At 73.9% G+C, this 21,046-nt stretch carries 19 protein-coding genes; 10 read left to right on the top strand and 9 right to left on the bottom strand.

Annotation, left to right across the window (positions count from 1 at the left end):
• The coding region (locus CHF15_RS22330) for an ATP-dependent DNA ligase (protein ID WP_089225634.1) at positions 1 to 605 on the bottom strand (605 nt) is incomplete at its 3' end.
• Positions 606 to 865: 260 nt separating this feature from the next.
• Between CHF15_RS22330 and CHF15_RS22325 the strand changes: the two genes are divergently transcribed.
• Positions 866 to 2,695 carry a glycoside hydrolase family 15 protein gene (locus tag CHF15_RS22325; RefSeq protein ID WP_089225621.1) on the top strand — a complete coding sequence of 610 codons (1,830 nt, stop codon included), beginning with the start codon at positions 866 to 868 and terminating at the stop codon, positions 2,693 to 2,695.
• Between the two features lie 478 nt (positions 2,696 to 3,173).
• Here CHF15_RS22325 and CHF15_RS22320 read toward each other — a convergent pair whose 3' ends face one another.
• Complete coding sequence (locus tag CHF15_RS22320) at positions 3,174 to 3,701, bottom strand: GNAT family N-acetyltransferase (RefSeq protein WP_089225620.1); 528 nt, start codon at positions 3,699 to 3,701, stop codon at positions 3,174 to 3,176.
• Positions 3,702 to 3,875: 174 nt separating this feature from the next.
• On the opposite strand from CHF15_RS22320, the gene CHF15_RS22315 reads away from it, so the two are divergent.
• Together CHF15_RS22315 and CHF15_RS22310 are read left to right on the top strand one after the other, a co-directional pair.
• Positions 3,876 to 6,422: a SpoIIE family protein phosphatase gene (locus CHF15_RS22315; protein ID WP_089225619.1), complete on the top strand. Its 2,547-nt coding sequence runs from the start codon at positions 3,876 to 3,878 to the stop codon at positions 6,420 to 6,422.
• Between the two features lie 140 nt (positions 6,423 to 6,562).
• Complete coding sequence (locus tag CHF15_RS22310; protein WP_089225618.1) at positions 6,563 to 7,507, top strand: hypothetical protein; 945 nt, start codon at positions 6,563 to 6,565, stop codon at positions 7,505 to 7,507.
• A gap of 28 nt (positions 7,508 to 7,535) precedes the next feature.
• Here the strand turns inward: CHF15_RS22310 and CHF15_RS22305 are convergent, their stop codons facing one another.
• From CHF15_RS22305 to CHF15_RS22290, 4 genes are all read right to left on the bottom strand, one after another.
• Positions 7,536 to 8,516 (bottom strand): alpha/beta fold hydrolase, encoded by a 981-nt coding sequence (locus CHF15_RS22305; protein WP_089225617.1) that lies wholly within the window; start codon positions 8,514 to 8,516, stop codon positions 7,536 to 7,538.
• A 431-nt stretch (positions 8,517 to 8,947) separates the two neighbouring features.
• Entirely contained in the window at positions 8,948 to 9,790 is an 843-nt protein-coding gene (locus CHF15_RS22300) for a prephenate dehydratase (protein WP_089225616.1), read from the bottom strand.
• Positions 9,791 to 10,033: 243 nt separating this feature from the next.
• Complete coding sequence (locus CHF15_RS22295) at positions 10,034 to 10,735, bottom strand: SDR family NAD(P)-dependent oxidoreductase (RefSeq protein WP_089225615.1); 702 nt, start codon at positions 10,733 to 10,735, stop codon at positions 10,034 to 10,036.
• Positions 10,736 to 10,860: 125 nt separating this feature from the next.
• Entirely contained in the window at positions 10,861 to 11,733 is an 873-nt protein-coding gene (locus tag CHF15_RS22290; protein WP_089225614.1) for an oxidoreductase, read from the bottom strand.
• 247 nt (positions 11,734 to 11,980) lie between these two features.
• Between CHF15_RS22290 and CHF15_RS22285 the strand changes: the two genes are divergently transcribed.
• Positions 11,981 to 12,346, top strand: a complete 366-nt coding sequence (locus CHF15_RS22285) for a DUF1330 domain-containing protein (protein ID WP_089225613.1) — start codon at positions 11,981 to 11,983, stop codon at positions 12,344 to 12,346.
• Positions 12,347 to 12,353: 7 nt separating this feature from the next.
• On the opposite strand, the gene CHF15_RS22280 is transcribed toward CHF15_RS22285, so the two are convergent.
• Positions 12,354 to 13,271: a helix-turn-helix domain-containing protein gene (locus CHF15_RS22280; protein ID WP_089225612.1), complete on the bottom strand. Its 918-nt coding sequence runs from the start codon at positions 13,269 to 13,271 to the stop codon at positions 12,354 to 12,356.
• A 183-nt stretch (positions 13,272 to 13,454) separates the two neighbouring features.
• Between CHF15_RS22280 and CHF15_RS22275 the strand changes: the two genes are divergently transcribed.
• Genes CHF15_RS22275 through CHF15_RS22265 form a run of 3 tightly spaced genes read left to right on the top strand, consistent with a single transcriptional unit; the run spans position 13,455 to position 15,854 of the window.
• A complete protein-coding gene (locus CHF15_RS22275; RefSeq protein WP_089225611.1) occupies positions 13,455 to 14,390 on the top strand; it encodes an alpha/beta hydrolase in 936 nt (311 codons plus the stop codon).
• Positions 14,391 to 14,444: 54 nt separating this feature from the next.
• On the top strand, positions 14,445 to 15,107 hold the full coding sequence (locus CHF15_RS22270) for an MBL fold metallo-hydrolase (RefSeq protein WP_089225610.1): 663 nt from the start codon (positions 14,445 to 14,447) through the stop codon (positions 15,105 to 15,107).
• Between the two features lie 27 nt (positions 15,108 to 15,134).
• The gene (locus tag CHF15_RS22265) at positions 15,135 to 15,854 is read left to right on the top strand and encodes a hypothetical protein (protein WP_089225609.1); all 720 of its coding nucleotides are present in this window, start codon (positions 15,135 to 15,137) and stop codon (positions 15,852 to 15,854) included.
• A 111-nt stretch (positions 15,855 to 15,965) separates the two neighbouring features.
• Here CHF15_RS22265 and CHF15_RS22260 read toward each other — a convergent pair whose 3' ends face one another.
• The gene (locus CHF15_RS22260; protein ID WP_089225608.1) at positions 15,966 to 16,901 is read right to left on the bottom strand and encodes an oxidoreductase; all 936 of its coding nucleotides are present in this window, start codon (positions 16,899 to 16,901) and stop codon (positions 15,966 to 15,968) included.
• 98 nt (positions 16,902 to 16,999) lie between these two features.
• Between CHF15_RS22260 and CHF15_RS22255 the strand changes: the two genes are divergently transcribed.
• From CHF15_RS22255 to CHF15_RS22245, 3 genes are all read left to right on the top strand, one after another.
• Positions 17,000 to 17,560: a TetR family transcriptional regulator gene (locus CHF15_RS22255; protein WP_089225607.1), complete on the top strand. Its 561-nt coding sequence runs from the start codon at positions 17,000 to 17,002 to the stop codon at positions 17,558 to 17,560.
• Between the two features lie 435 nt (positions 17,561 to 17,995).
• A complete protein-coding gene (locus CHF15_RS44990) occupies positions 17,996 to 18,490 on the top strand; it encodes an RICIN domain-containing protein (protein ID WP_107418558.1) in 495 nt (164 codons plus the stop codon).
• Between the two features lie 421 nt (positions 18,491 to 18,911).
• Positions 18,912 to 19,733 carry a DUF1684 domain-containing protein gene (locus CHF15_RS22245; protein ID WP_089225605.1) on the top strand — a complete coding sequence of 274 codons (822 nt, stop codon included), beginning with the start codon at positions 18,912 to 18,914 and terminating at the stop codon, positions 19,731 to 19,733.
• 10 nt (positions 19,734 to 19,743) lie between these two features.
• Here the strand turns inward: CHF15_RS22245 and CHF15_RS22240 are convergent, their stop codons facing one another.
• Positions 19,744 to 21,027: a M48 family metallopeptidase gene (locus CHF15_RS22240; RefSeq protein WP_089225604.1), complete on the bottom strand. Its 1,284-nt coding sequence runs from the start codon at positions 21,025 to 21,027 to the stop codon at positions 19,744 to 19,746.
• Positions 21,028 to 21,046 lie beyond the last annotated feature (19 nt).

Here is a 21,046-nt window from a genome sequence, read left to right as displayed (position 1 = left end):
GTACTGGTCAACCGCTTCGCCACCACCCCGTCATACCCCTCCTGCCGAATGTAGTGCAACGCCTCACTCGCCATCGCCGGCCAGTACGGCGGCACCACCACATGCGGCCCCGACACCCCCAGATCATCCAGCAACGCCCGCCGCGCCGTATACGGCGCATGCAACACCGGCTCCCCCAAATACAAAATGTCGTACACCACCAACTGCACCGGCATCGCCACCGCGGCCTCCGCCACCGCCGCCGGATGCCGCACACTCATCCGCCGCTGCAACCGCTCCACCGACACCCCACCATGCTTCCCCAACGCCACCACCTCCCCGTCCAGCACCCCCACCAGACCCGGCGGCAACACCCCCGCCAACCCCTCCAACTCCGGATACCCCGCCGTCACGTCCTGCCCGATCCCCGACACCAACCGCACCCGCCCATCCCCCGGCAGATACACCAGCACCCGCGCCCCGTTGAACAACGGCTCGAACCCGTACCCCGCCTCCGCCTCCGCCCCCGGCAACGGACCCGCCACCGCCAGCATCGGCGACCACGCAGGCAAATCGGCCCGAGCCACAGAATCCGCAGGAACACGCGTACCCATATACACCAGCATCCCCCCACACCCCCCACCCGGCGAATCAAACACCGCGGACCCCCGCACACCCCCCACGCACCCGGTCGCCCGCCGCCTCCCGCGGCACACTGGAGGCATGGACGCGGACAGCGGGACCGGTCTGCCGTGACAGGCCGGGGACATCGGGCCGGTCGCGACCGAACTCCGGCCGCCAGGTGCGGTGTTCGCGGCGCGCGAAGCGCCCGCCGCGTACGGCGCCGGCCGGCCGGTCCGCTGAGGCACCGTCCGTGGGAGCTGCCATGAGTTCGACCGCGATCGCCGACTACGCACTGATCTCCGACCGGCACTCCGCCGCGCTGGTGAGCCGGGACGGCTCGGTCGACTGGTTGTGCTTCCCCCGGTTCGACAGCCCCTCGGTCTTCGCGCGACTGCTGGACGCCGCGGCGGGGCACTGGTCGGTCCGGCCGTCGGTCCCGTACCAGGCGACGCGGCAGTACGTGGACCGGTCCATGGTGCTGGAGACGACCTTCCGCACCGGACCGGGGACGGTCACGCTCACGGACGCGCTGCTGACCGGCCCCGCCGGCGACGCGCACAGCCTCGGGGCCGGCGCACCGCGCCTGCTGGCCCGCCGGCTGACCTGTACCGAGGGCGAGGTGCCGATGGAGACGGAGTACCGTCCGCGCCCGGAGTACGGGCTCGTGGCGCCGATCCTGTCGGAGACCGCGGGCGGGGTCACCTCGCGGGGCGGGGCCGAGTGGCTGGTGCTCACCACCGCGCACCGCATGGACTTCGCCGACTCCACGGCCCACGGCGCCTTCACCCTGCGGGCCGGTGAGTCCGTCTGCCTCGGTCTGCAGCGTTCGACGCTGGAGGAGCCCCCGGCCCACGTCTGGACGCAGGAGGACCTCTCCGACCGCCTGGACGCCACGATCGAGGCGTGGCAGTCGTGGTCGGACATGCACCAGGCGTACGACGGGCCCTGGCGCGACCTGGTGCACCACAGCGGCCGGGTGCTGCAGGCGCTGTCGTTCCAGCCCAGCGGCGCCATCATCGCCGCCGCGACCACCTCGCTGCCGGAGGGCGTGGGCGGCGAGCGCAACTGGGACTACCGCTACACCTGGGTCAGGGACGCGTGCCTGACGATGGAGGCCCTGTGGGTGGCGGCCTGTCCCGACGAGGCGCACGACTTCTTCGCCTTCCTGGCGACCGCCGCGCCGTCGCTGGGCGCGGACCGGACGCTGCAGATCATGTTCGGCGTGGGCGGCGAGCACGATCTGAGCGAGCGCACCCTGCCCCACCTGCGGGGATGGCGGGAAAGCCGGCCGGTGCGGGTGGGCAACGGCGCGTGGTGCCAGCAGCAGATCGACGTCTACGGGGAGCTCCTCGACGCCGCGTACCGCCTCGCCGACCAGTTGGACCGCATCGACGACGACACCCGGCGCTTCCTCGTCGCCTGCGCGGACGCGGCGGCCGAGCGCTGGACCGAGAAGGACCAGGGCATCTGGGAGGTCCGTGGCGAACCCCGTCACTTCCTTTACTCGAAGGTCATGTGCTGGACGGCGCTGGACCGGGCCGTCAGGCTCGCCGGGCCTCTGGGCGCGCCCCGCGGGAAGGTCGCGGGATGGCGCAGGACCCGGGACGAGATCCACCGGACCGTACTGCGCGAGGGCTGGAACGAGGAGGCGGGTGCCTTCACGCAGTACTTCGGCTCGACCGCCCTCGACGCCTCGAACCTGATGATGCCGATCGTCGGTTTCCTGCCCGCCGACGACCCACGGGTCCGCGCCACCATCGACGCGACGGAGCGGGACCTCACCGACGACGCGGGTCTGGTCTACCGGTACCGCACCGAGGAGGGGGTGGACGGCCTCGCCGGGGAGGAGGGCACCTTCCTGCTGTGCACCTTCTGGCTGGCCCAGGCGCTGGCGCTGGCCGGCCGGGCCGAGCGGGCCAGTGACGTCTTCGCCCGTGCGGCGGCGTACGTCAACGACGTGGGCCTGCTGGCGGAGGAGATCGACCCGGCCACCGGTGAACTGCTCGGCAACTTCCCGCAGGCGTTCAGCCACATCGGTCTCGTCACCGCAGCGTGGGCGATCGGTGAGGCCCGGCAGCCCATCGCCGCCTGATGATCCGTCAGAGATGCTGCGGCGGTGCGGAGTCGGCCGGAAGAAGCGGGTGAGTGAGGTACGAAGCGGGCCCGGGGCCGTTTCATCGGGGGCCACTCCGGGGCCCCGGGCCGCTGATGCCATCAGACACCCGTCGCGGCGTTCCTGCGAGCCGGACTGACCCACCCGGGCTCAACCGGCCGTCGCTCCGGGTGGTGTGACGGGGCATCCGGTACCTGTCCGGCGCCGTGTGGCGAACGTTCCCGATGCGCCGCTCGCCACTCGCCGCTCGTCTCGAAAGCGCACGATCGGCGCCGGCCGGGAAGGGGGGCCAGGCCGGCGCCGAATCGGAGCGGGGCCGTTCTCCTGCTCCGCGGGCTCCGTGGGGGCCGGACCGCTCGTCGGTACCCGTGGAGCCCCGAGGCAGGTCTCCCGCGCCTGGTGCAACCGTGAACCGGACGCCGTCATTCCCCGTCCGGTCCAAGAGGTGGTGACGCCGCTACCGGTCGCCTGCGAGCAGGCCGAACAGCAGGTCGTCGGTCCATTCCCCCTTGATCCAGCTGTGGGCCGGGCGGCGGCCCTCCAGCCGGAACCCCACGCGTTCCAGCAGCCGTGCGGAGGCGGTGTTGCGGGCGTCGCACACCGCGGACACGCGGTGCAGACCGCCCTCGGTGAAGAGCCGGTCCAGCAGCGCGGTGACGGCCTCGGTGGCGTAGCCGTGTCCCTGGTGCGCGCGGGCGAGGGTGAATCCGAGGTCGGCCTGCATCCGGTTGTCGTGCAGGCAGACGCCGATGTCGCCGATCAGCTCACCGGTGGCGGTGAGCTCCACCGCGTACTGGAACCAGCCGGGCTCCTCGGGGTCCCCCGCGGCGAAGCCCGCGACGAGGTCGGCGGCCTCCTCGGCGGACACCGGTGCGCTCCAGCCCTGGTAGCGGGCGACGGCGGGGTCGGAACGGTAGGCGGCCAGGGCCGGCGCGTCACCGGGGCGGAAGCGGCGCACGCGCAGTCGGGAGGTCTCCAGGAACATGCCCGCGATGCTCTCACGCCCCGGCGCGCCTTCCTGCGGCCCCGCCCGGTACGCCGATCCGCTGCGTTGGTGCTCGCTCTCCGCAGGCACGATGCTGGTCAGTGGATGGCCTGGCCGAGCCCGGTTCCCCCGACCCAGCGGGGGAAAGAACCTAGCGAGGGCGAGATGACAGCCATGGAGCCACTTCCCACCGCCGCCGGTGGCGGGCCGGAGTCCCGGGGCGCCGACGGCGGTACCGCCTACACCGCCTCCGCCACGCTCGACGACCACGGGGTCGTCACCGGCTGGAGCGCCCAGGCCCACCACCTGCTCGGCCACACGCCCGCCGAGATCATCGGCCATCCCGCCACGCTGCTCCTCGCCGGACCCCCGCCGCACGCCCCGCCGCCCTCCACGCCGCGCTGGTCCGGCACGCTCGCGCTCCGCCACCGCGACGGGCACACCCTGCGTCTGCGGCTGCTCGCCCACCACCGCGGGACCGAGGACGGGGGCGACGGCACGGGGCCCGGCCGCAACGGCGGCGGCCACGGCAGGGGTGGCTGGCTCGTCGTCGCGGCGGTCCCCGCCTCCTCCGGCGACCCTCCTGCCCACGACGCCGTCCGCGGCTGGGCGTTCGCGCAGTCACCGTGCCCCCAGGCGGTGTTCGACGCCGGCCTGCGTCTGACGCGGGCCAACGCCGCCTTCGAGGACACGCTGGGCCTGCGCGAGGCGGAGATGCGCGGCCTGCGGCTGGCCGACCTCGCCCCCGGTGACACCGCCCGGCAGACGGAGACGCACATGCGGAGCGTGCTGACCAGCGGCCGCCCGCAGCATGCCCCGGCGCCCTTCGCGGCCGACGGCTCCACCGCCCCCGGACACAACGGGAGCCCGGGCACCTGGGCCGGGGACGAGGACCGGGCAGCGGACGGGACGGGCGCGGTGGACGGCGCCGACGGGGAGCACGCCCTGCGGGCGACGCTCACCCCGCTGGCGGACCCGGCGGGGACGGTTCACGGGGTGGTGCTCACCACGCACCCGGCCGCCGAGGACCCCGAGGTCCGGCGCCGTTCGCATCTCCTGCACGACGCGGCGACCCGTATCGGCACGACCCTGGACACCACCCGCACCGCGCAGGAGCTCACCGACCTGGTGGTCCCCGAACTCGCCGACTACGCCGCCGTCGACCTGATCGAGCCGTCCACCCGCCCCGGGGCGGCGGGCTCGGACGGTCCGGTGACCGTGACCCGCACCGCCGCCAGGTCCATCCTGCCCGGCACGCCCGAGGCGCTGATCGCCCTCGGCGACACCGCGACCTATCCCCCTGGCTCCCCTCCCGCGCAGACGCTGGCCACCGGGAAGGCCGCGCTGTACGACATCACCGACGCCACCCTCGCGCGCTGGGCCGCCCAGGACCCGCGGGCCGCGTGGATCCGCGAGGCGGGCACCCACTCGGTCATCGCCATCCCCCTCACGGCCGGCGGCGCCACCCTGGGGCTGGCGGTCTTCAGCCGGCACCGCAATCCCGTCCCGTTCAGCGCCGACGACCTCGCACTGACCGGGAAGCTCGCCCACCGGGCGGCCACCGCGATCCACAACGCCCGCCGCTACGCCCGCGAGCGCACGACGACGATGACCCTGCAGCGCAGCCTGCTGCCGCACACCCTGCCCGACCAGGCCGCCCTGGACGTCGCCACGCGCTACCTCCCCGCGACGACCCACGCCGGTGTGGGCGGCGACTGGTTCGACGTGATCCCGCTGTCGGGGACCCGCGTCGCGCTCGTGGTCGGCGACGTCGTCGGGCACGGCATCCGCGCCTCGGCCACGATGGGCCGGCTGCGCACCGCGGTGCGGACCCTCGCCGACGTCGACCTGCCCCCGGACGAACTCCTCACCCACCTCGACGACCTGGTGATCCACCTCTGCTCCGACGACGCCGGGGACGACCAGGACGCGGAGACCGCGGGCGGGATCGGCACCACGTGCCTGTACGCGGTGTACGACCCGACCACGCGCCAGTGCAGCCTCGCCCGCGCGGGGCACCCGCCGCCCGCCGTGGTGACCCCCGACCACGCCGTCCACTTCCTGGACGTCCCCGTCGGCCCTCCGCTGGGCCTGGGCGGGCTGCCGTTCGAGACGATGACCACGAACCTCCCTGAGGGGACCGTCCTCGCCCTCTACACCAACGGGCTGCTGGACCCGCACCACCACGACATCGACCAGTCCCTGGACAAGATGTTCACGGCCCTCGCGCACCCGGCCGGGTCCCTGGACTCGATCTGCGACCGGGTCCTGACCACCCTCATCACACACCGCCCGACGGACGACATCGCCCTGCTGGTCGCCCGGACCCGCACGCTGCCGCCGGACCACATCGCCACCTGGCAGTTGCCCAACGACCCCGCCACCGTCGCCCAGGCCCGCCACCACGCCACGACGCAGCTCACCGCATGGGGCCTGGAGGAGACCTCGTTCACCACCGAACTCCTCGTCAGCGAACTGGTCACCAACGCCATCCGCTACGGCAAGCCGCCCATCCAGCTGCGTCTGATCCACAACACCACGGCGCTCATCACCGAGGTCACCGACACGAGCAACACCACCCCGCACCTGCGCCGTGCCCGCACGTACGACGAGGGCGGGCGGGGTCTGCTCCTCGTGGCGCAACTCGCCCAGCAGTGGGGCACCCGCCACCATCCCCGCGGCAAGACGATCTGGACCGAGCAGGCTCTGACACCCGCGTGACGCACGCCTGACAGGCATACCCCCACCCCGTATCCCCGGCAAACGTCCGAACGCCTTGGCACATACCCCCTGGGGGTATATTTTGGGGTCGCGCGCCCGCCCGGCACGCGTCCCTCGGCCACGGCACCCACGGAGCACCCTTGAACACCGGAACGAAGATCACCGCGTTCGCCGTCGTCCTGGCGGCCTCCTTCGGCACCGCCTACGGCGTGGGCGCGGCCCTCGACCCGGTCCGCACCCCGGCGGCCGGCGCGAACGCGCCGGGGGCGGCGCACGCGCACGACGCCGCCGGCGAGGCATCGGCCGCGCCTCCCGCGGGCGGCCTGGCGATCAGCGAGGCGGGCTACACCCTCGACCTGCTCACGCCGCACATCGCGTCCGATCGCCCGGCCGAACTGCGCTTCCTCATACGCGGCGCCGACGGCCGGCCGCTCACCTCGTACCGGCTCGCCCACGAGAAGGAGCTGCACCTGATCCTCGCCTCACGCGACCTGACCGGCTACCGCCATCTGCATCCCGCGCGCGCCGCCGACGGCACGTGGAGCACCGCGGTCAGCCTCCCCCGCGCCGGCGACTACCGGGTGTTCGCCGACTTCACCCCCGCCGTGAAGGACAGCCGGAACCTCACACTCGGCGCGGACCTCTCCGTGGCCGGCGACCACCGGCCCACCGCCCCCGCGCCGGCCTCCCGGACGGCGACCGTGGACGGCTACACCGTCACCCTCGGCGGGGCGTTGCGGCCGGGTGCCGAGCGGGAGCTGCGGCTGACGGTGGCCAAGGACGGCCGCGAGGTCACCGATCTGCAGCCGTACCTCGGCGCTTACGGCCACCTGGTCGCACTGCGCGCCGGCGACCTGGCGTATCTGCACGTGCACCCGGGCGGCGCGCCCGGCGACGGCGACACCGCACCCGGGCCGCACGTCTCCTTCGACGCCACGGCCCCGAGCGCGGGCGCGTACCGGCTCTTCTTCGACTTCAAGCACCAGGGCACGGTCCGCACCGCCGCCTTCACGGTCACGGCCGGTCCGGGCGACGGACATCCCGACGCGGACACCGGCTCCGGCGCCGGCGGGCACGGCCACTGACGGCGGGAGCGGTCCGCGGTCAGGCCCCTCAGGCGAAACGGCGCCGCAGCCGGCGGGCGCCGAGAACGGCTCCCGCTCCGGCGATCAGCCCGCCCGCGGCAAGGCCGGCCAGAACACCGGTGCCGGACCTGCCCCCGCCGGAGCCGGAGCCGGTGTCCGCCAGCGCCGGGGAGGACCCCGCGGCCGTGGCGGCCTGGAGGATCAGGTCGGCGACGGCGTCGGGCCGCGCGATCAGGGACACGTGGCAGGTGTCGAGTTCCACGGTGTGGGAGTGGGCGCGCTTCGCCTGGAACCGTTCCTGGTCGGGGTTGATGGTCATGTCCTGGCGGCCGACGAGGGCCCAGGACGGAATGGTCTTCCAGGCCGCGACCTTGGCCTTCTCCGAGAACGCGGTGGTGGCCGCGGGCCGCTGGGTGACGCCCAGCAGGTTCGCCTGGCTCTCCGGCAGGCAGGCGGCGAACACCGGGTGCACCTTGTCGCGCTTGAGGTAGAGGTCGGTACCGCTCACGCCGCCGCCCGCCCGGTACGGCACGGACCTGGTGGCGGTGCCGAGGGCACTGGGGAACCGCTCGCCCAGCGACATCCCGCTCTCACCGACGTCGGGCATCAGCGCCGAGACGTAGACCAGCGACTTCACGTGGGGGTTCCCGGCCGCGGCCGAGCTGATCACCGCGCCGCCGTACGAGTGGCCGGCCAGGACGATGGGGCCCTTGACGCTCTCCAGCACGGAGGCGATGTACTCGGCGTCGCTGTACAGCCCGCGCAGCGGGTTGGCCGGGGCGATGACGGGGTAGCCGCGGGCCTCGAGCCGCTCGATCACCCCGTTCCAGCTGGAGGCGTCCGCGAACGCCCCGTGGATCAGGACGACGGTCGGCTTCGTCCCGGCCGTGTCCCCGTCAGCGGCGGCGGGAGCCGCGGCGGACGCGCACAGCGCGAGGGCGCAGCCGGCCGCGGCGACGTGGGCGCGGCGTATGCGACGCCGGGAGCGGGAATCCAGTGTTGCCGCCATGCCGTATCTCACTTTCCTCGGTGCTCGGGGCGGGGTCCCCCACGGCACCTGAGTGTTCACGGCTCCCGGGCGACAGGCCCGGCCGCGTGTGCCGACCGGGTCACGTGCGTGGGCCGTCGGGGTGAAACCCGCCGCCCGGCGGTGTGACGGCTGCGGCACGCCCTCCACGGCCGTGCGGGAGGCGTCGGGAACGCGTTCGCCCGGCGGACCGGCGTCCACGCCGGGGGCGGTGCGCTCGGGCAGGACCGGGCACGCGCGAGGCGGCGGATCGACTGCGGCCGGAGGAATGCCTGCGGGATCACGACGCGGCGCCCCGGTCCGCGTCCGCGGGGGCGGAGACGGCCGCGCCGCGGGCCGTCCCGGTGGGACACGTCCACATATGCGGCGGGCGCGACCGGCGGAGCCTCGTACGACCGGCGCCGGAACCGGCGTCAGTCGTGGTCGAGGGAGCGGTGCGGGTGCGCCGGGTAGACGCCCATGATCCGCACCTCGGAGGAGAAGAAGCGCAGCTCCTCCAGGGCCAGGGCCACGCTGCTCTCCTGCGGGTGGCCCTCGATCTCGATGTAGAAGCGGCTGGCCTTCAGCCCCGCGCCCACCTGGTAGCTCTCGATCTTGGTGAGGTTCACCGCGTTGCTGGAGAAGCCGCCGAGCGCCTTGTAGAGCGCGCTCGGGATGTTGCGCACGGAGAAGAACAGGCTGGTCATCATCGGCGTGTCCGAGACCGGCGGGAACTCGGCGTCGCGGGCGAGGACGACGAAGCGGGTGGTGTTGTCCGAGGTGTCCTCGACGCCGCTGCGCAGCACCTCCAGCCCGTACAGCTCCGCGGCACCGGGCGGGGCGAGGGCCGCGTGCCGCGGGTCGCCGAGCTCGGCGATCTCGCGGGCGGCGCCCGCGGTGTCGTCGCTCACCAGCGTCTGCCAGCCGCCCTCGCGGATGATCTTCCGGCACTGCCCCAGGGCGTGCACATGGCTGCGGACGAAGGCGACGTCCTCCAGCGTGGCGCCGGGCACGGCCATCAGGTCGAAGCGGATCGGGAGGAAGTACTCCGCGATGATCGAGAGGTCCGACTCCGGCAGCAGGTGGTGGACGTCCGCGACACGACCGGCGGCGGAGTTGTCCACGGGGATCACGGCCAGGTCGGCGGTCTCCAGCGCCACCGCCTCCAGCGCCTGCTCGAAGGTCGTGCAGGGCAGCTCACGGCTGTCGGGGTACAGCCTGCGGGCGGCGGCGGCCGAGTTCGATCCGGGCTCTCCCTGGTAGGCGATGGTCACCATGTGCGCGTCGGTATCTCCGGATCGATGGTCTGTGCGTGCGGCGGGGCCGTCCTTCGCATGCTACTGCGCGCGGCGCGCCGACCCCGTATCCGTCCGAGGGCCGGACGACCGCGGCCGGCCCGGATCGGGAGGCCCGGATCGGGAGGCCCGGGCTCACCGGTGCCGGGGGCGGGTGCCCCCGGGCGGCCCCCACCGCCCGGGGGTTCCGCGTCCGCGCCGACCGGGGTGTGGCCGGCGCGGCGTTCACCACGGAAGCGGCGCGCTCCGGTCGCCGAAGGTACCGGTCGGGCCGTCCTGGCCGACCGTGGCGTAGCGCACGATCGCCTCGGCGCCCTCCTCCGGTGTCTGGATGCCCTGGCCGCTCAGGCCGTGCAGGTCGGTGGCGCTGAAGCCGGGCTCGACGGAGTTGACGCGGATGTGGGGCAGGCCCTTGGCGTACTGCACCGTGAGCATGTTCACCGCCGCCTTCGACGCGGAGTAGACGGGCGTGACGTACCGGGACTCGTTCTTCTCGGGGTCGAGGACCGTGCCGAAGGAGCCGAGCCCGCTGCTGACGTTGACGATGACCGGCGCGGCGGACTCGCCCAGGAGCGGGAGGAAGGCGTGCGTCACACGCACCAGGCCGACGACGTTGACGTCGAGGACGGCGCTCATGTGGGCGCCGGAGGCCGCCTCGGGGCCGATCAGGCCCTCGTACACGCCCGCGTTGTTGACCAGCACGTCGAGCCGGCCCTCGCGGCGCCGCAATTCCTCCGCCGCCGCGGCGACGGAGGCGTCGTCGGTGACGTCGAGCACGAGCAGCTCCGCGCCGAGCTCCTCGGCGGCCTCCCGTCCGCGGGCGGCGTCCCGGGCGCCGATGTAGACGGTGTGGCCGGACTTGATCAGACGGCGGGCGGTCTCGCGGCCGAGGCCCTTGTTGCCGCCGGTGACGAGCGTGATGGTCATGAGGTGCTCCCTTGCTCTCTGCCGGGGGTCACGACGCGCGGGTGGCCGCGCACGGACAGGTTCCGGGGGGTGTGTTCGGGGATGTGCGGGTGGTGTGAGGTGTGCCGGCGTGGGTGGGCGGCCGGTCAGGCGGCGATGCCGTCGAGTTCCGCGAGGGCGTCGGCGGGCAGTTCCAGGGCGGCCGCGGCGACGTTCTCGCGCAGGTGCGCGACGGAGGACGTACCGGGGATGAGGACGCTCGTCGGCGACCGCCGGAGCAGCCGTGCGAGGGCGACCTGCTGCGGCGAGGCACCCAACCGGGCGGCCACGCCCGCCAGTTCTCCCGACTGGAGGGGGGTGAAGCCGCCGAGCGGGAAGAAGGAGGCGAAGGCGATGCCTTCGGCCGCGCACCGGTCGACGAGGACGTCGTCCTGGCGCTTGACCAGGTTGTAGAGGTTCTGCACGGCGACGACGGGGGCGATGGACCGCGCCTCGGCCAGCTGGGTGCCGGAGACCCCGCTCAGGCCGAGGTGCCGGATCAGGCCCCGCTCACGCAGCTCCGCGAGGGCCCCGAACGCCTCGGCGATCGACTCCTCACCGGTGCCCTCCACGGATCCGAGGCGCAGGTAGACCACGTCGAGCACGTCGAGTCCGAGGTGCCAAAGGTTCTCGCGCACCTGGGCCTCGAGGTCCTCGGGCTCCACGGAGGGGATCCAGCCGCCGGTGCCGTCGCGGCGGGCGCCGACCTTGGTGGCGATGCGCAGGGCGTCCGGATAGGGGTGCAGCGCCTCCCTGATCAGCTCGTTGACGACCGCGGGACCGTAGAAGTCGCTGGTGTCGATGTGGGTGATCCCCAGCTCGACCGCCTCGCGCAGCACCGCGAGGGCCTGGTCGCGGTCCCTGGGCGGGCCGAAGACGCCGGGGCCGGCCAGTTGCATGGCGCCGTATCCCATGCGGCTGATGACGAGGTCGTCCGCCGGCTTCAGCGCACCACCGGGGACGTTCCGGACGTTGCTCATGTGCCGCACCTTCCGCGCATTGGTGTGAGGTGATGACGAACCGGTCGGGTCCGGCCGACCTCCACTGTGCGCGGCGCCGGGCACGGGTGGGAGTGCCCCGCTGCTCCTGGGGGTGCGGGGGCCAGGCACCTCACCCGGGAGGACGCATCGCGGCGACCGTGCGGCGCGTCGCGCGGTGATCCGGCCGGTCCGTCACGTCGCCTGGTCACGACGACCGGCGACGGCACCCACCTCCGGAAGGCCCGACATGAGCACGTACCTGATCAACCACCTGCGCATCCCCGGCGGCATCCCGAACGACGAGGGCCTGGACTACCTGGAGCGCGTCGACGCCACCTTGCGGCCCTACGGCGGCACGTGGCTCGCGAACGGCGAGCCGACCGTGGTGGAGGGCGCCTGGCCCGGCCTGGTCGTCCTCCTGGAGTTCCCCGACCGGGCCGCGGCCCGGAACTGGTACGACTCGCCCGAGTACCAGGAGATCCTGCCGCTGCGCACCCGCAACGCGATCTCCGACCTCGTGCTGATCGACGGCCTTCCCGCGGACTACACCGTCGCGGGCTTCGCCCGGCAGGTCCGGGCGTCGGTGGCCGGTGCGTCCCGTACGGACGACTGACGCGGGCTCAGTGGCGGCCTGGCCGGGGCGGGTCGATCCCGCCCCGCGAACGTGCCCGGTCCCCGGCCTCGTTCGCGTCCGGGCGTCCCGCCGTCCACGAGGCCAGGATGCGCAGGGCGTCGTACGAGGGGGTGCCGGGCTCCGCGGTCAGCACCATGAGGCGCTGGCCCGAGTCGTCGGGGCTGCTCCACGTGTCGCAGTCGAGCGTGAGGTCACCGACCACCGGGTGCCGGTAGTGCTTGGTGCCGTAGGCGGTGGCGATGACGCGGTGCTCCGCCCACCAGGTACGGAAGTCGGCGTCCTGGACCGACAACTCGCCGACGAGACGGGAGAGTTCGGGATCGCCGGCTTCGGCGGCGGCCTGCATGCGCAGCGCGGCGACGGCGTCGCGGGCGTCGTGCTCCCACCGCAGGTGCATGCCGCGCACGGCCGGGTCCGTGAAGAGCAGGTGCACGTAGTTGCGGCGGTCTGGCGGGATCGCGGAGAAGTCGGTGTAGAGGGCCGCGGCGGCGTCGTTCCAGGCCAGGACGTCCATCCGCCGGCCGAGGACGACGGCGGGCGTCGCCGTGAGCTGGTCCAGCAGGCGCCGCATCGCCGGGCGTACGCGCTGCGGGGGAGGGCGGTGCCGCGGATGCGCGTCGGCCTTGCCGGCCAGCTCGTACAGGTACCGCTGCTGGTCGTCGTCGAGGCGCAGTGCACGCGCCAGCGGGGCGAGGACCGATGCCGACGCCCGGACGCGGCCCTGCTCCAGCCGCGTGTAGTAGTCGACGCTGATCGCGGCGAGCTGGGCGACCTCCTCCCGCCGCAGGCCGGCGACCTTGCGAGTGGAACCGGTCGGCGGCAGACCGCATTCGTCCGGTGCGAGCTGTGCCCGGCGGGCCTTCAGGAAGGCTCCGAGTTCGCGGGGGCCGGATGCCGCAGTCATGTGCCCCATTCTCCCGCGCACTCCCCCGGTTGTGAGGGGGCAGGTTTCTTCCCGGGCAGGAATCCGCCTCTTCCGCCCGCTCCGACCAGGGCGGATGGTCGGGAAGTGCCCGGCACGGATCCGGGTGGCAGCGGGCCCGCCGAACGGGCGCGGCCCCGCCGAACAACGAACACGGAGCATCCTGTGGCCAAGACCACCGTCACGTTCGACAGCGCCGGCATCCCGCTCGCCGGACATCTCTACTCCCCCGACACCGCCGGCGCACCGGGCCCCCGGCCCGCGATCGTCGTCGGTCACCCCGGCACCGGCGTGAAGGAGCAGACCGCGGGCCACTACGCGCGGCGCCTGGCGGAGCGGGGCTTCGTCACCCTCGCCTTCGACGCGGCCCACCAGGGCGAGAGCGGCGGCGAACCCCGCGGCCTCGAGGACCCGGCGCAGCGCGTCGAGGACCTCAAGGCGGCCGTCTCCTACCTGGCCACCCGCGGCGACGTCGACGCCGAGCGCATCGGCGCCCTCGGCATCTGCGCCTCCGGCGGCTACGTCCTTCCCGCGGCGGCCGGCGACCGGCGGATCAAGGCGGTCGGCACCGTCAGCGCGGTCGACGTCTCCCGCCAGTTCCGCCTGGGGGCGGACGGGACCCAGGACGCGGCCGTGTTCCAGGGCATGCTGGAGGCCGCTGCCGCCGCCCGCACCGCCGAGGCCCGCGGCGAGACGCCGCCCGTCCTGACCCTGTTCCCCGACACCGCGGACCAGGCCCGCGCGCTGGGCGGCGAGCACGGCGTCGAGGGCTTCGACTACTACCGCACCGCGCGGGCCCGGCACCCGCGGGCGGCCGACTTCTTCACCTGGTCGAGCGTCGACAAGATGGCGGGCTTCGACGCCTTCGCCGCCGTCCCGCTGCTCGGCCCGCGGCCCCTGCTGATGGTCGTCGGATCCCGCGCGGTCACCGCCTGGATGAGCGTCGACGCGTTCCAGCGCGCCACCGGCCCCAAGGAGTTGCACTGGATCGAGGGCGCCGGTCACGTCGACCTCTACGACCGGGAGCGGTACGTCGACCCCGCCGTGGAGAAGCTCGCCGGCTTCTTCACCCGGAACCTGGACCCGGCCGCGGGTCGCTGAACCGCGGCGCCGGACCCGGCGGTTCCGGGGGGGGTGCGCCGGTTGGGTCCCCGCATGCGCGAACTCGCCACCGGCGTCTGGCACTGGCAGGCGCCGCACCCGGACTGGACGCCCGACGACCGGTGGCCGCGGGAGGTGTCGTCGTACGCCGTGGACGACGGCACCCGGCTGCTCCTCCTCGACCCGCTGTCCGTGCCGCCCGGGCTCCTCGCGCTCGCCGCGGACCGGCAGCCGGTGGTGGTGCTCACCGCGCCCTGGCACGAGCGCGACACCAGGAGTCTGGTCGAGCTCCTCGGCGCGCCGGTGTTCACGCCCCCGCCGGACACCGCCGACGACATCGTGCGGAAGTTCGGCGTCACCCGCGAACAGGCGGGCGACGGCAGCCCCGACCTCACGTGGCTGCGCACCGGCGCCGGCGGCGCGGGCCGTCTGTACGCGGCGGGCGACCGGCTCCCGGTGGGGATCGAGGCGTTCGCCGGGCGGGAGCACAACGACCTGGTGCTCTGGGACGGCCGGGTGCGGGCCGTGATCCCGGGAGACACCCTGGTCGACTTCGGTCGGGGCCTGCAGATCAACGACCGGCTGCGGGGCGGCATCACGCGCGAGCAGGTGGCGGAACGGCTGCGCCCGCTGCTCGCCCTCCCCGTCGAGATCGTGCTCCCCGCCCACGGCGCACCGGCCGACCGGGCCGCGCTGGAGCGTGCGCTGTCCCTCTGACCCCACCCCGTCCGGCACAATGCGGGAGTGATCCTGGACGCCATCGACGCCGTGGACTGGTCGGCACTACCCAACCCGACGCCGTGGCCGGGCGACGAGCCCGCACGGGTCGCCGACGCGCTGCGGCGGCTGACCGTGTCGACCACGGCCAACGAGACGGGGAGTGCGGCGGCGGCACTGGAAGGCAGCGGCTTCACCTGCGGCCACGCCGCCATGGTGTTCCCCGCGGCCTACCCCGCCACGGCGATCCTGCTGGACCTCGTCGAGCACGGCCGACGCCCGCGCATCAAGGCCGTGGCACTCTCCCTCGTGTTCGACGCACTGTGCTTCTCCCCGCTCGCCGGCCACAACCGCGTGGACACGCCCTACGGCACCGACGTCCCGCTCTGCTGCGCCATCGCGCGGCAGATCCGCAGCCGTGCCGGCGTCCTCCTCGCGTACGGCATCCACGGGAAGCACCTACTGGCGCAGGCCGCACTCCACTGGCGGCTGGCCGTCGAGGAGGCCGAGTCCCAACCCGACGGCAGCACAACCGCCTTGGCCACGCTCGAAGGAGTGCCCTTCGCCACGCCTGCCGAGGCGGAAGTGCACACGGCGGCGTCGGGTGACACGGGTGCGATCCTGCGCGTCGAGTCTCTGACGGCCGATGCCTCCGGCGCGGCGTGCGTCCAATTGGCGGACGTCCGCGGCGTGTTGCCCTCGGGTGCCGTCCTCTACGACGCCGAATGCGGACGCCGCGAACACTGACTCGGCCGCGGACCTGGTCGGTGCGGTCCTCGGCGACGGCGTCGTAGGACGTCCGCGAGCCGGTCGTCGGTGTCCATGCCCGGTCACGGTGCTCGACCGGGGAACCCGTGCTCAGGCGGGGAACCGTACGCCCGTCAGCCGCTCGCTCGCCGTCCACAGCCGCTCGCCCTCGGCCAGGTCGTCCGCGTCGCGCGGCAGCGGAACCGGAACGGGGGTGCCGGTGGTCTGGTCGCGTCCGGCGGGGCCGATGAACTGCCCGCTGCGGACGTCGGGGCTGGTGGCGGCGTACAGCGAGGGCCACGCGGCGCCCTGCTGCGAACCCATCAGCGCCCGTGCGGCCACGGCCACGACCATCCGGGAGAGCGGGCCGCTGCTGTGCCGCTGCAGGTTGGTCATCGCCGAACCGGGATGGACGACGACGGCCTCGACGTGAGTGCCGGCCAGACGGCGCGCCAGCTCCCGGGTGAACACGACGTTGGCCCGCTTGGACTTGGCGTAGGCGGTCATCGCTCCGTACCGGCGCTCGCTGTTCAGGTCGTCCAGGCGCCCGCTGCGCCATCGCGCGGCGACGGCGCTGACGGTCACGACGCGGGCCGCGGGAGACCGGAGCAGGGCCGGCATGAGGCCGGCGGTGAGGGCGAAGTGGCCGAGGTGGTTGGTGCCGAAGGTCAGCTCGAACCCGTCGGCGGTGGTGCGGCGCTCGGGCACGTTCATGACGCCCGCGTTGTTGATCAGCAGGTCGATCGCCCCCGGCTCCGCGGCCAGCCGCTCGCCCGCCCGCCGGATCGAGGCGAGGTCCGCGAGGTCGACGACGACCGTGCCGACCTCGGAGCCTGGCTGCTCCGCGCCGAGGGCTGCCGCCGCCTCGTCGAGCGTGTCCTGACGGCGTCCGGCGAGGATCACACGGGCGCCGTGACGTGCGAGGACGCGTGCGGTCTCCAGCCCGATGCCGCTGTTCCCGCCCGTGACGAGGGCGGTGCGGCCGTGCTGGTCGCCGATGGCGTCGGGGGTCCAGTGGTGGGCGGTGGCGGCGGTGCTGCCGGACATGCGGGACTCCTATCAAATGAACGTTCATTTACCAGTTCGACGGTGCCCCACCCGCGGGCGAGTTGTCAAATGAACGTTCAATAGCCGAGGATGCGGGCATGCGCACACGCGACCCGGACCTGAAGCGCCGGCTGCTGCTGGAGGCGGCGCTGGCCGAATTCGCCGAGTACGGTGTCGCCGGGGCGCGGGTCGACCGGATCGCCAAACGCGCCGGGGTCAGCCCCGGCCTCACGTACTCCTTCTTCGACGGCAAGGAGGGCCTGTTCGAGGCCGTCTACGACGCCGTCGTCGAACAGGCCGTCGCCGGCATTCCCATCGACGCCGACGACCTGCCCGGCTACGCCGGCCGCCTCTACGACGCCGGCCTCGGCCACCCCCAGGTGATGCGCTTCGTGACCTGGTACTCCCTCGAACGCGGCGACGGCCGCGAGGTCCGGCCCCTCGTGGCCGCGTCCATGGCTGACAAGGTCGCGGCGGTCGAGGACGCCCAGCGGCGCGGCACCGTCACCGACCGCATGGGCGCGGGCGAACTGCTCGCCCTCGTCCTGGTGATCGCCAACATGTGGCAGAGCCAGGGGGAGGACGTCCGCTCCCTGGTCCCGGCATCGGAGCGCAGGCGGGTCGTCGTGGAGTCGGTCCGGCAGCTCGCCACCCCCTGATCGGGCACGCGGCGTCGGCGTGCGGCCGCGTGCCTCGCGCCGCACGCCATGAGCGCGGAGCGCGCCGCAACGGCGTTCACTCCCGATCGGCCTCGGCCTGGGCGTGAGGCTCACACCGCCGGCCTCGTCGCCGCCAGGCGGAACCCATTCCCGCCACCGCCTGCGGCCGCCGCCCGGTGGGCCGCCGGGGGCGGCGTTTCCGCCCGGCCCGGGGCGAATGCCGCGGGCGGCCGCCACTGCGGCATCGTGCGGACGGCCCGGCTTCACCTGGTGTTGGCCCGGCGTACGGGGGTGAATGACCGGAAGACCTGTGTTCGCGCACACGTTCGGTGGGCCAAGATCGTCGCGGCCGTCCCAGGGATCGGTGGCAGGGGCGGTGGACAAGGAGACGGCGGGGGGCGGCGGCCTGCCCGCACGACGGAAGGTTCACCTCACGTGCGCAAGAAGTCCTGGGCCGCGATGGCGACGGGCGTCCTGGCGGTCGCGACCCTCGCCGCGGGCACGCCGTCCGCGAGCGCGGTCGACATCTACTCGCGGGTCGCGAACTACAAGAGCGGACGGTGCCTCTCGCTGGAGGGCGGCGGCGGCACGGCCAACGGCACCGACGCCATCCTGTGGGACTGCGGCACGGGGCACGAGCAGTACTGGTTCCACGCCACGCCGTCCGGGGAGATCCGCAACCTCAAGAGCGGCAAGTGCCTGTCGCTGGACGGCGGCGGCGGCACCGCGAACGGCACCAAGGTCATCCTCTGGGACTGCAACGGCCGCGCCGAGCAGGCGTGGGACTACTCGGGCGGACACCAGTGGTACAACGAGAAGGCCGGCCGGTGCATGTCGACGGCGGGCGGCGGCGGCACCGCGAACGGCACCAAGGTGATCATCTACAACTGCATAGGCTCGGACGAGCAGGACTGGGACTACATCGGCTGAGCGCCGGCCGTCGTACGAGGCAGGGTCGTCGGCCTGATGCCCGGCAGGCCGAAGCGTGACCCTCCGAGGGCGGACGGGCAGGCCGCCCGGAAGTACCGGGGCTCCGAGCGGGCGGTCGACGTGAGGCGACGGCAATTCCCGGACGGTGAGCGGCCGTCCCCGCCCACCGGGCCGGAATTCCCCTGCCCCTGACGACTCCACGCTCGCGACACGCGGCGCCCCACCCCGTCCGGCGCAATCGCCACGCCTTCCGGCCTGCGCGGCGATCACCCCCGGGGCAGCCTGGGAAGCGGAGCCCGCCCGGTCGCCCTCGCACGCCGACCGGGCGGGCCGCCACATCTGCGGGCGGCGGGATGACCTCGCGGGCCTCGGCGGTTGTACGCAGTGGAGCAGTACACCGTCACGCGAGGGAGCAGCGGACATGACCGTGCAGGACGTCGACCGCAGCGGCTTCACCGAGCAGTGGGAGCGCTGGCACCGCGCCAAGGAGGAGGTGCTCGCCGGTCCGCACGGCTTCCTGGCGATCACCAGTCTGCGCTGGCCGGGCCCGCGACCGGAACGCTACGACGACGCGCCCGGCGCCTGGTCGGTCGTCGACGGCCACGTGGTGGTCGAGCTGGACGACGGCGAGGAGTTGACCGTCGGCGGGACGACGGTGCGCGGCCGGTACGACTTCGGCGTCGTCGCCGAGCGCGACAGCGTGTACGCCGGCTTCGGCGCCGCCGTCGTCGAGGTCGCCAAGCGCGGCGGGCACGACATCCTGCGGCCGCGCCACCCGGACAACCCGCTGCGCACCGGCTTCACCGGGACGCCCGCCTACGCTCCCGATCCCCGCTGGGTCCGCGAGGCCCGGTTCGTGCCCTACGACGTCCCGCTTCCGGTGACCGTGGGCGCGGCGGTGGAGGGTCTGGAGCACGTCTACGACTCCCCCGGGCAGGTGGAGTTCGACGTGGACGGCGCGACGTACCGGCTCACCGTCTTCAACGGCTCGCGGCCGGGCGCCCTGATGGCGCTGTTCACGGACGCGACGTCCGGGGTGACGACCTACGCGGCGAACCGCTCCCTGCAGATCGATCCGCCGGACGCCGACGGCAGGGTGAGCCTGGACTTCAACCGGGCGGCCAACCTGCCCTGCGCGTACACCGACCTCGCCACCTGCCCCCTCCCGCCCGCCGGCAACCGGCTGCCGTTCCCCGTCGAGGCGGGCGAGAGGATTCCCCTGGAGCGGGGCGGGCAGGTCTGACGCCGGCCGCTCAGCCGCGCAGGACCTCCCGGCCCAGCCGGCGGCGGGCCGGGTCGAGGGCGGCGTCGACCTCCTTGCTCCGCGCGACGTCCAGCACGATGGCGGCCGCGTGGTGCTCCCGGCGCTCCACCGCGGCGCGGCGCAGGTGGGTCGGCGGGTGGGTCTGGTCCTCGGCGTGGGCGGTGAGGACGGAGAGCCGGCGCCGCCGCTCGAGCTCGTGCTCCGGGATCGACGCCACGTACTCCTTGAGGCGTTCCCAGACCGCCTCGTCGGGTTCCCGGCCGGCGCCGCGTGTGGCGCGGTGCACGGTGCCGACGGTGACGTACTGCTGGTCGAGCCAGAACGCGATGGCGTCGGCGAGCAGCAGGACGTCCATTCCGCCGATGGCCGCCTCCGTCGAGCCGATGCGCGCCTCGAGGTCGTCCGCGAGGTACTCGGCCTGCTGACCGGCGCGCAGGGTCAGGTGCGCCAGGACGTGCAGGAGCAGCAGTACGGCGGAGGCGGGAACGAACATGAGCAGTCGTGCGGCGGTCTCGACCAGGCCCAGGCCGCTGGTGTCGGACTGCGGACGCAGCAGCACGTACCACTCGATCAGGGTGCGGTGCGCGGAGCCTATGACGAGCGTCTCGCTCGTGTCTCCGTTCACGAAGTGCCCGAACTCGTGGCCGAGCAGGCCCACCCGCTGCTGCGGGGTCAGCACCTCCCACAGCCCGAGTCCGATCGTCAGCACCTTGCGACGGCGCAGGCCGACCGCCTGGACAGAGGCGTTCACCTCGGCGTCCACCACGACCACGTCCGCCCGCGGCGCCCCCAGGGTGTCGGCCACCTCGTCCAGCAGCGCGTAGAGCGCGGGCGCGTCCTCCCGCCGCAGCCGGACGCCGTGCCGCGGCACCCGCCCCAACCGCGGACGCATCAGCCACGCCAGGCCCAGCAGCAGGACTCCCAGCACGGCGGGGATGACCGCCCGCCAGCCCGTCACCAGGAGCCACACACCGGCGCCGGCCACGGCCAGCGTCAGCAGGTGCACGAGCCCGGCGATCGCGTAGGCGCCGGCGTACGCGGCGCCCCGGCCGGGGAGCGGCGGCCGTTCCGAGGTCATCCTGGCGAACAGTTCCTCGCCGTACGTCCGCGAAAGGCGCCGGCGGAACGCGTCGACGGGGCCGTCGTGCTGCTCGTCGTCCTCGTTCCCGCCCCGGACGTTCCAGTCGCACGACGTGCACCAGACCACGAACCGGTCGTCGTCCGTCAGCCGCTGCCCGCACTGCGGGCACGGTCTTCCTCCGCCGGTCTCCATGCCGCCCTCCCCTTGATCG

This window comes from Actinacidiphila glaucinigra (assembly GCF_900188405.1).
GTDB classification, from domain to species: Bacteria; Actinomycetota; Actinomycetes; order Streptomycetales; family Streptomycetaceae; genus Actinacidiphila; species Actinacidiphila glaucinigra.
The sequence above is the reverse complement of the archived record's forward strand: the minus strand, read 5'-3'. Positions and strand labels throughout refer to the sequence as shown.

What these genes read in the sequence shown, in the direction of transcription:
- CHF15_RS22295 (WP_089225615.1), bottom strand. Translation starts at nt 10,735, where the DNA reads ATGACCATCACGCTCGTCACCGGCGGCAACAAGGGCCTCGGCCGCGAG.
- CHF15_RS22300 (WP_089225616.1), bottom strand. Translation starts at nt 9,790, where the DNA reads ATGGTGACCATCGCCTACCAGGGAGAGCCCGGATCGAACTCGGCCGCC.
- CHF15_RS22245 (WP_089225605.1), top strand. Translation starts at nt 18,912, where the DNA reads ATGACCGTGCAGGACGTCGACCGCAGCGGCTTCACCGAGCAGTGGGAG.
- CHF15_RS22315 (WP_089225619.1), top strand. Translation starts at nt 3,876, where the DNA reads ATGGAGCCACTTCCCACCGCCGCCGGTGGCGGGCCGGAGTCCCGGGGC.
- CHF15_RS22280 (WP_089225612.1), bottom strand. Translation starts at nt 13,271, where the DNA reads ATGACTGCGGCATCCGGCCCCCGCGAACTCGGAGCCTTCCTGAAGGCC.
- CHF15_RS22285 (WP_089225613.1), top strand. Translation starts at nt 11,981, where the DNA reads ATGAGCACGTACCTGATCAACCACCTGCGCATCCCCGGCGGCATCCCG.
- CHF15_RS22320 (WP_089225620.1), bottom strand. Translation starts at nt 3,701, where the DNA reads ATGTTCCTGGAGACCTCCCGACTGCGCGTGCGCCGCTTCCGCCCCGGT.
- CHF15_RS22255 (WP_089225607.1), top strand. Translation starts at nt 17,000, where the DNA reads ATGCGCACACGCGACCCGGACCTGAAGCGCCGGCTGCTGCTGGAGGCG.
- CHF15_RS22270 (WP_089225610.1), top strand. Translation starts at nt 14,445, where the DNA reads ATGCGCGAACTCGCCACCGGCGTCTGGCACTGGCAGGCGCCGCACCCG.
- CHF15_RS22290 (WP_089225614.1), bottom strand. Translation starts at nt 11,733, where the DNA reads ATGAGCAACGTCCGGAACGTCCCCGGTGGTGCGCTGAAGCCGGCGGAC.
- CHF15_RS22325 (WP_089225621.1), top strand. Translation starts at nt 866, where the DNA reads ATGAGTTCGACCGCGATCGCCGACTACGCACTGATCTCCGACCGGCAC.
- CHF15_RS22260 (WP_089225608.1), bottom strand. Translation starts at nt 16,901, where the DNA reads ATGTCCGGCAGCACCGCCGCCACCGCCCACCACTGGACCCCCGACGCC.
- CHF15_RS22240 (WP_089225604.1), bottom strand. Translation starts at nt 21,027, where the DNA reads ATGGAGACCGGCGGAGGAAGACCGTGCCCGCAGTGCGGGCAGCGGCTG.
- CHF15_RS22305 (WP_089225617.1), bottom strand. Translation starts at nt 8,516, where the DNA reads ATGGCGGCAACACTGGATTCCCGCTCCCGGCGTCGCATACGCCGCGCC.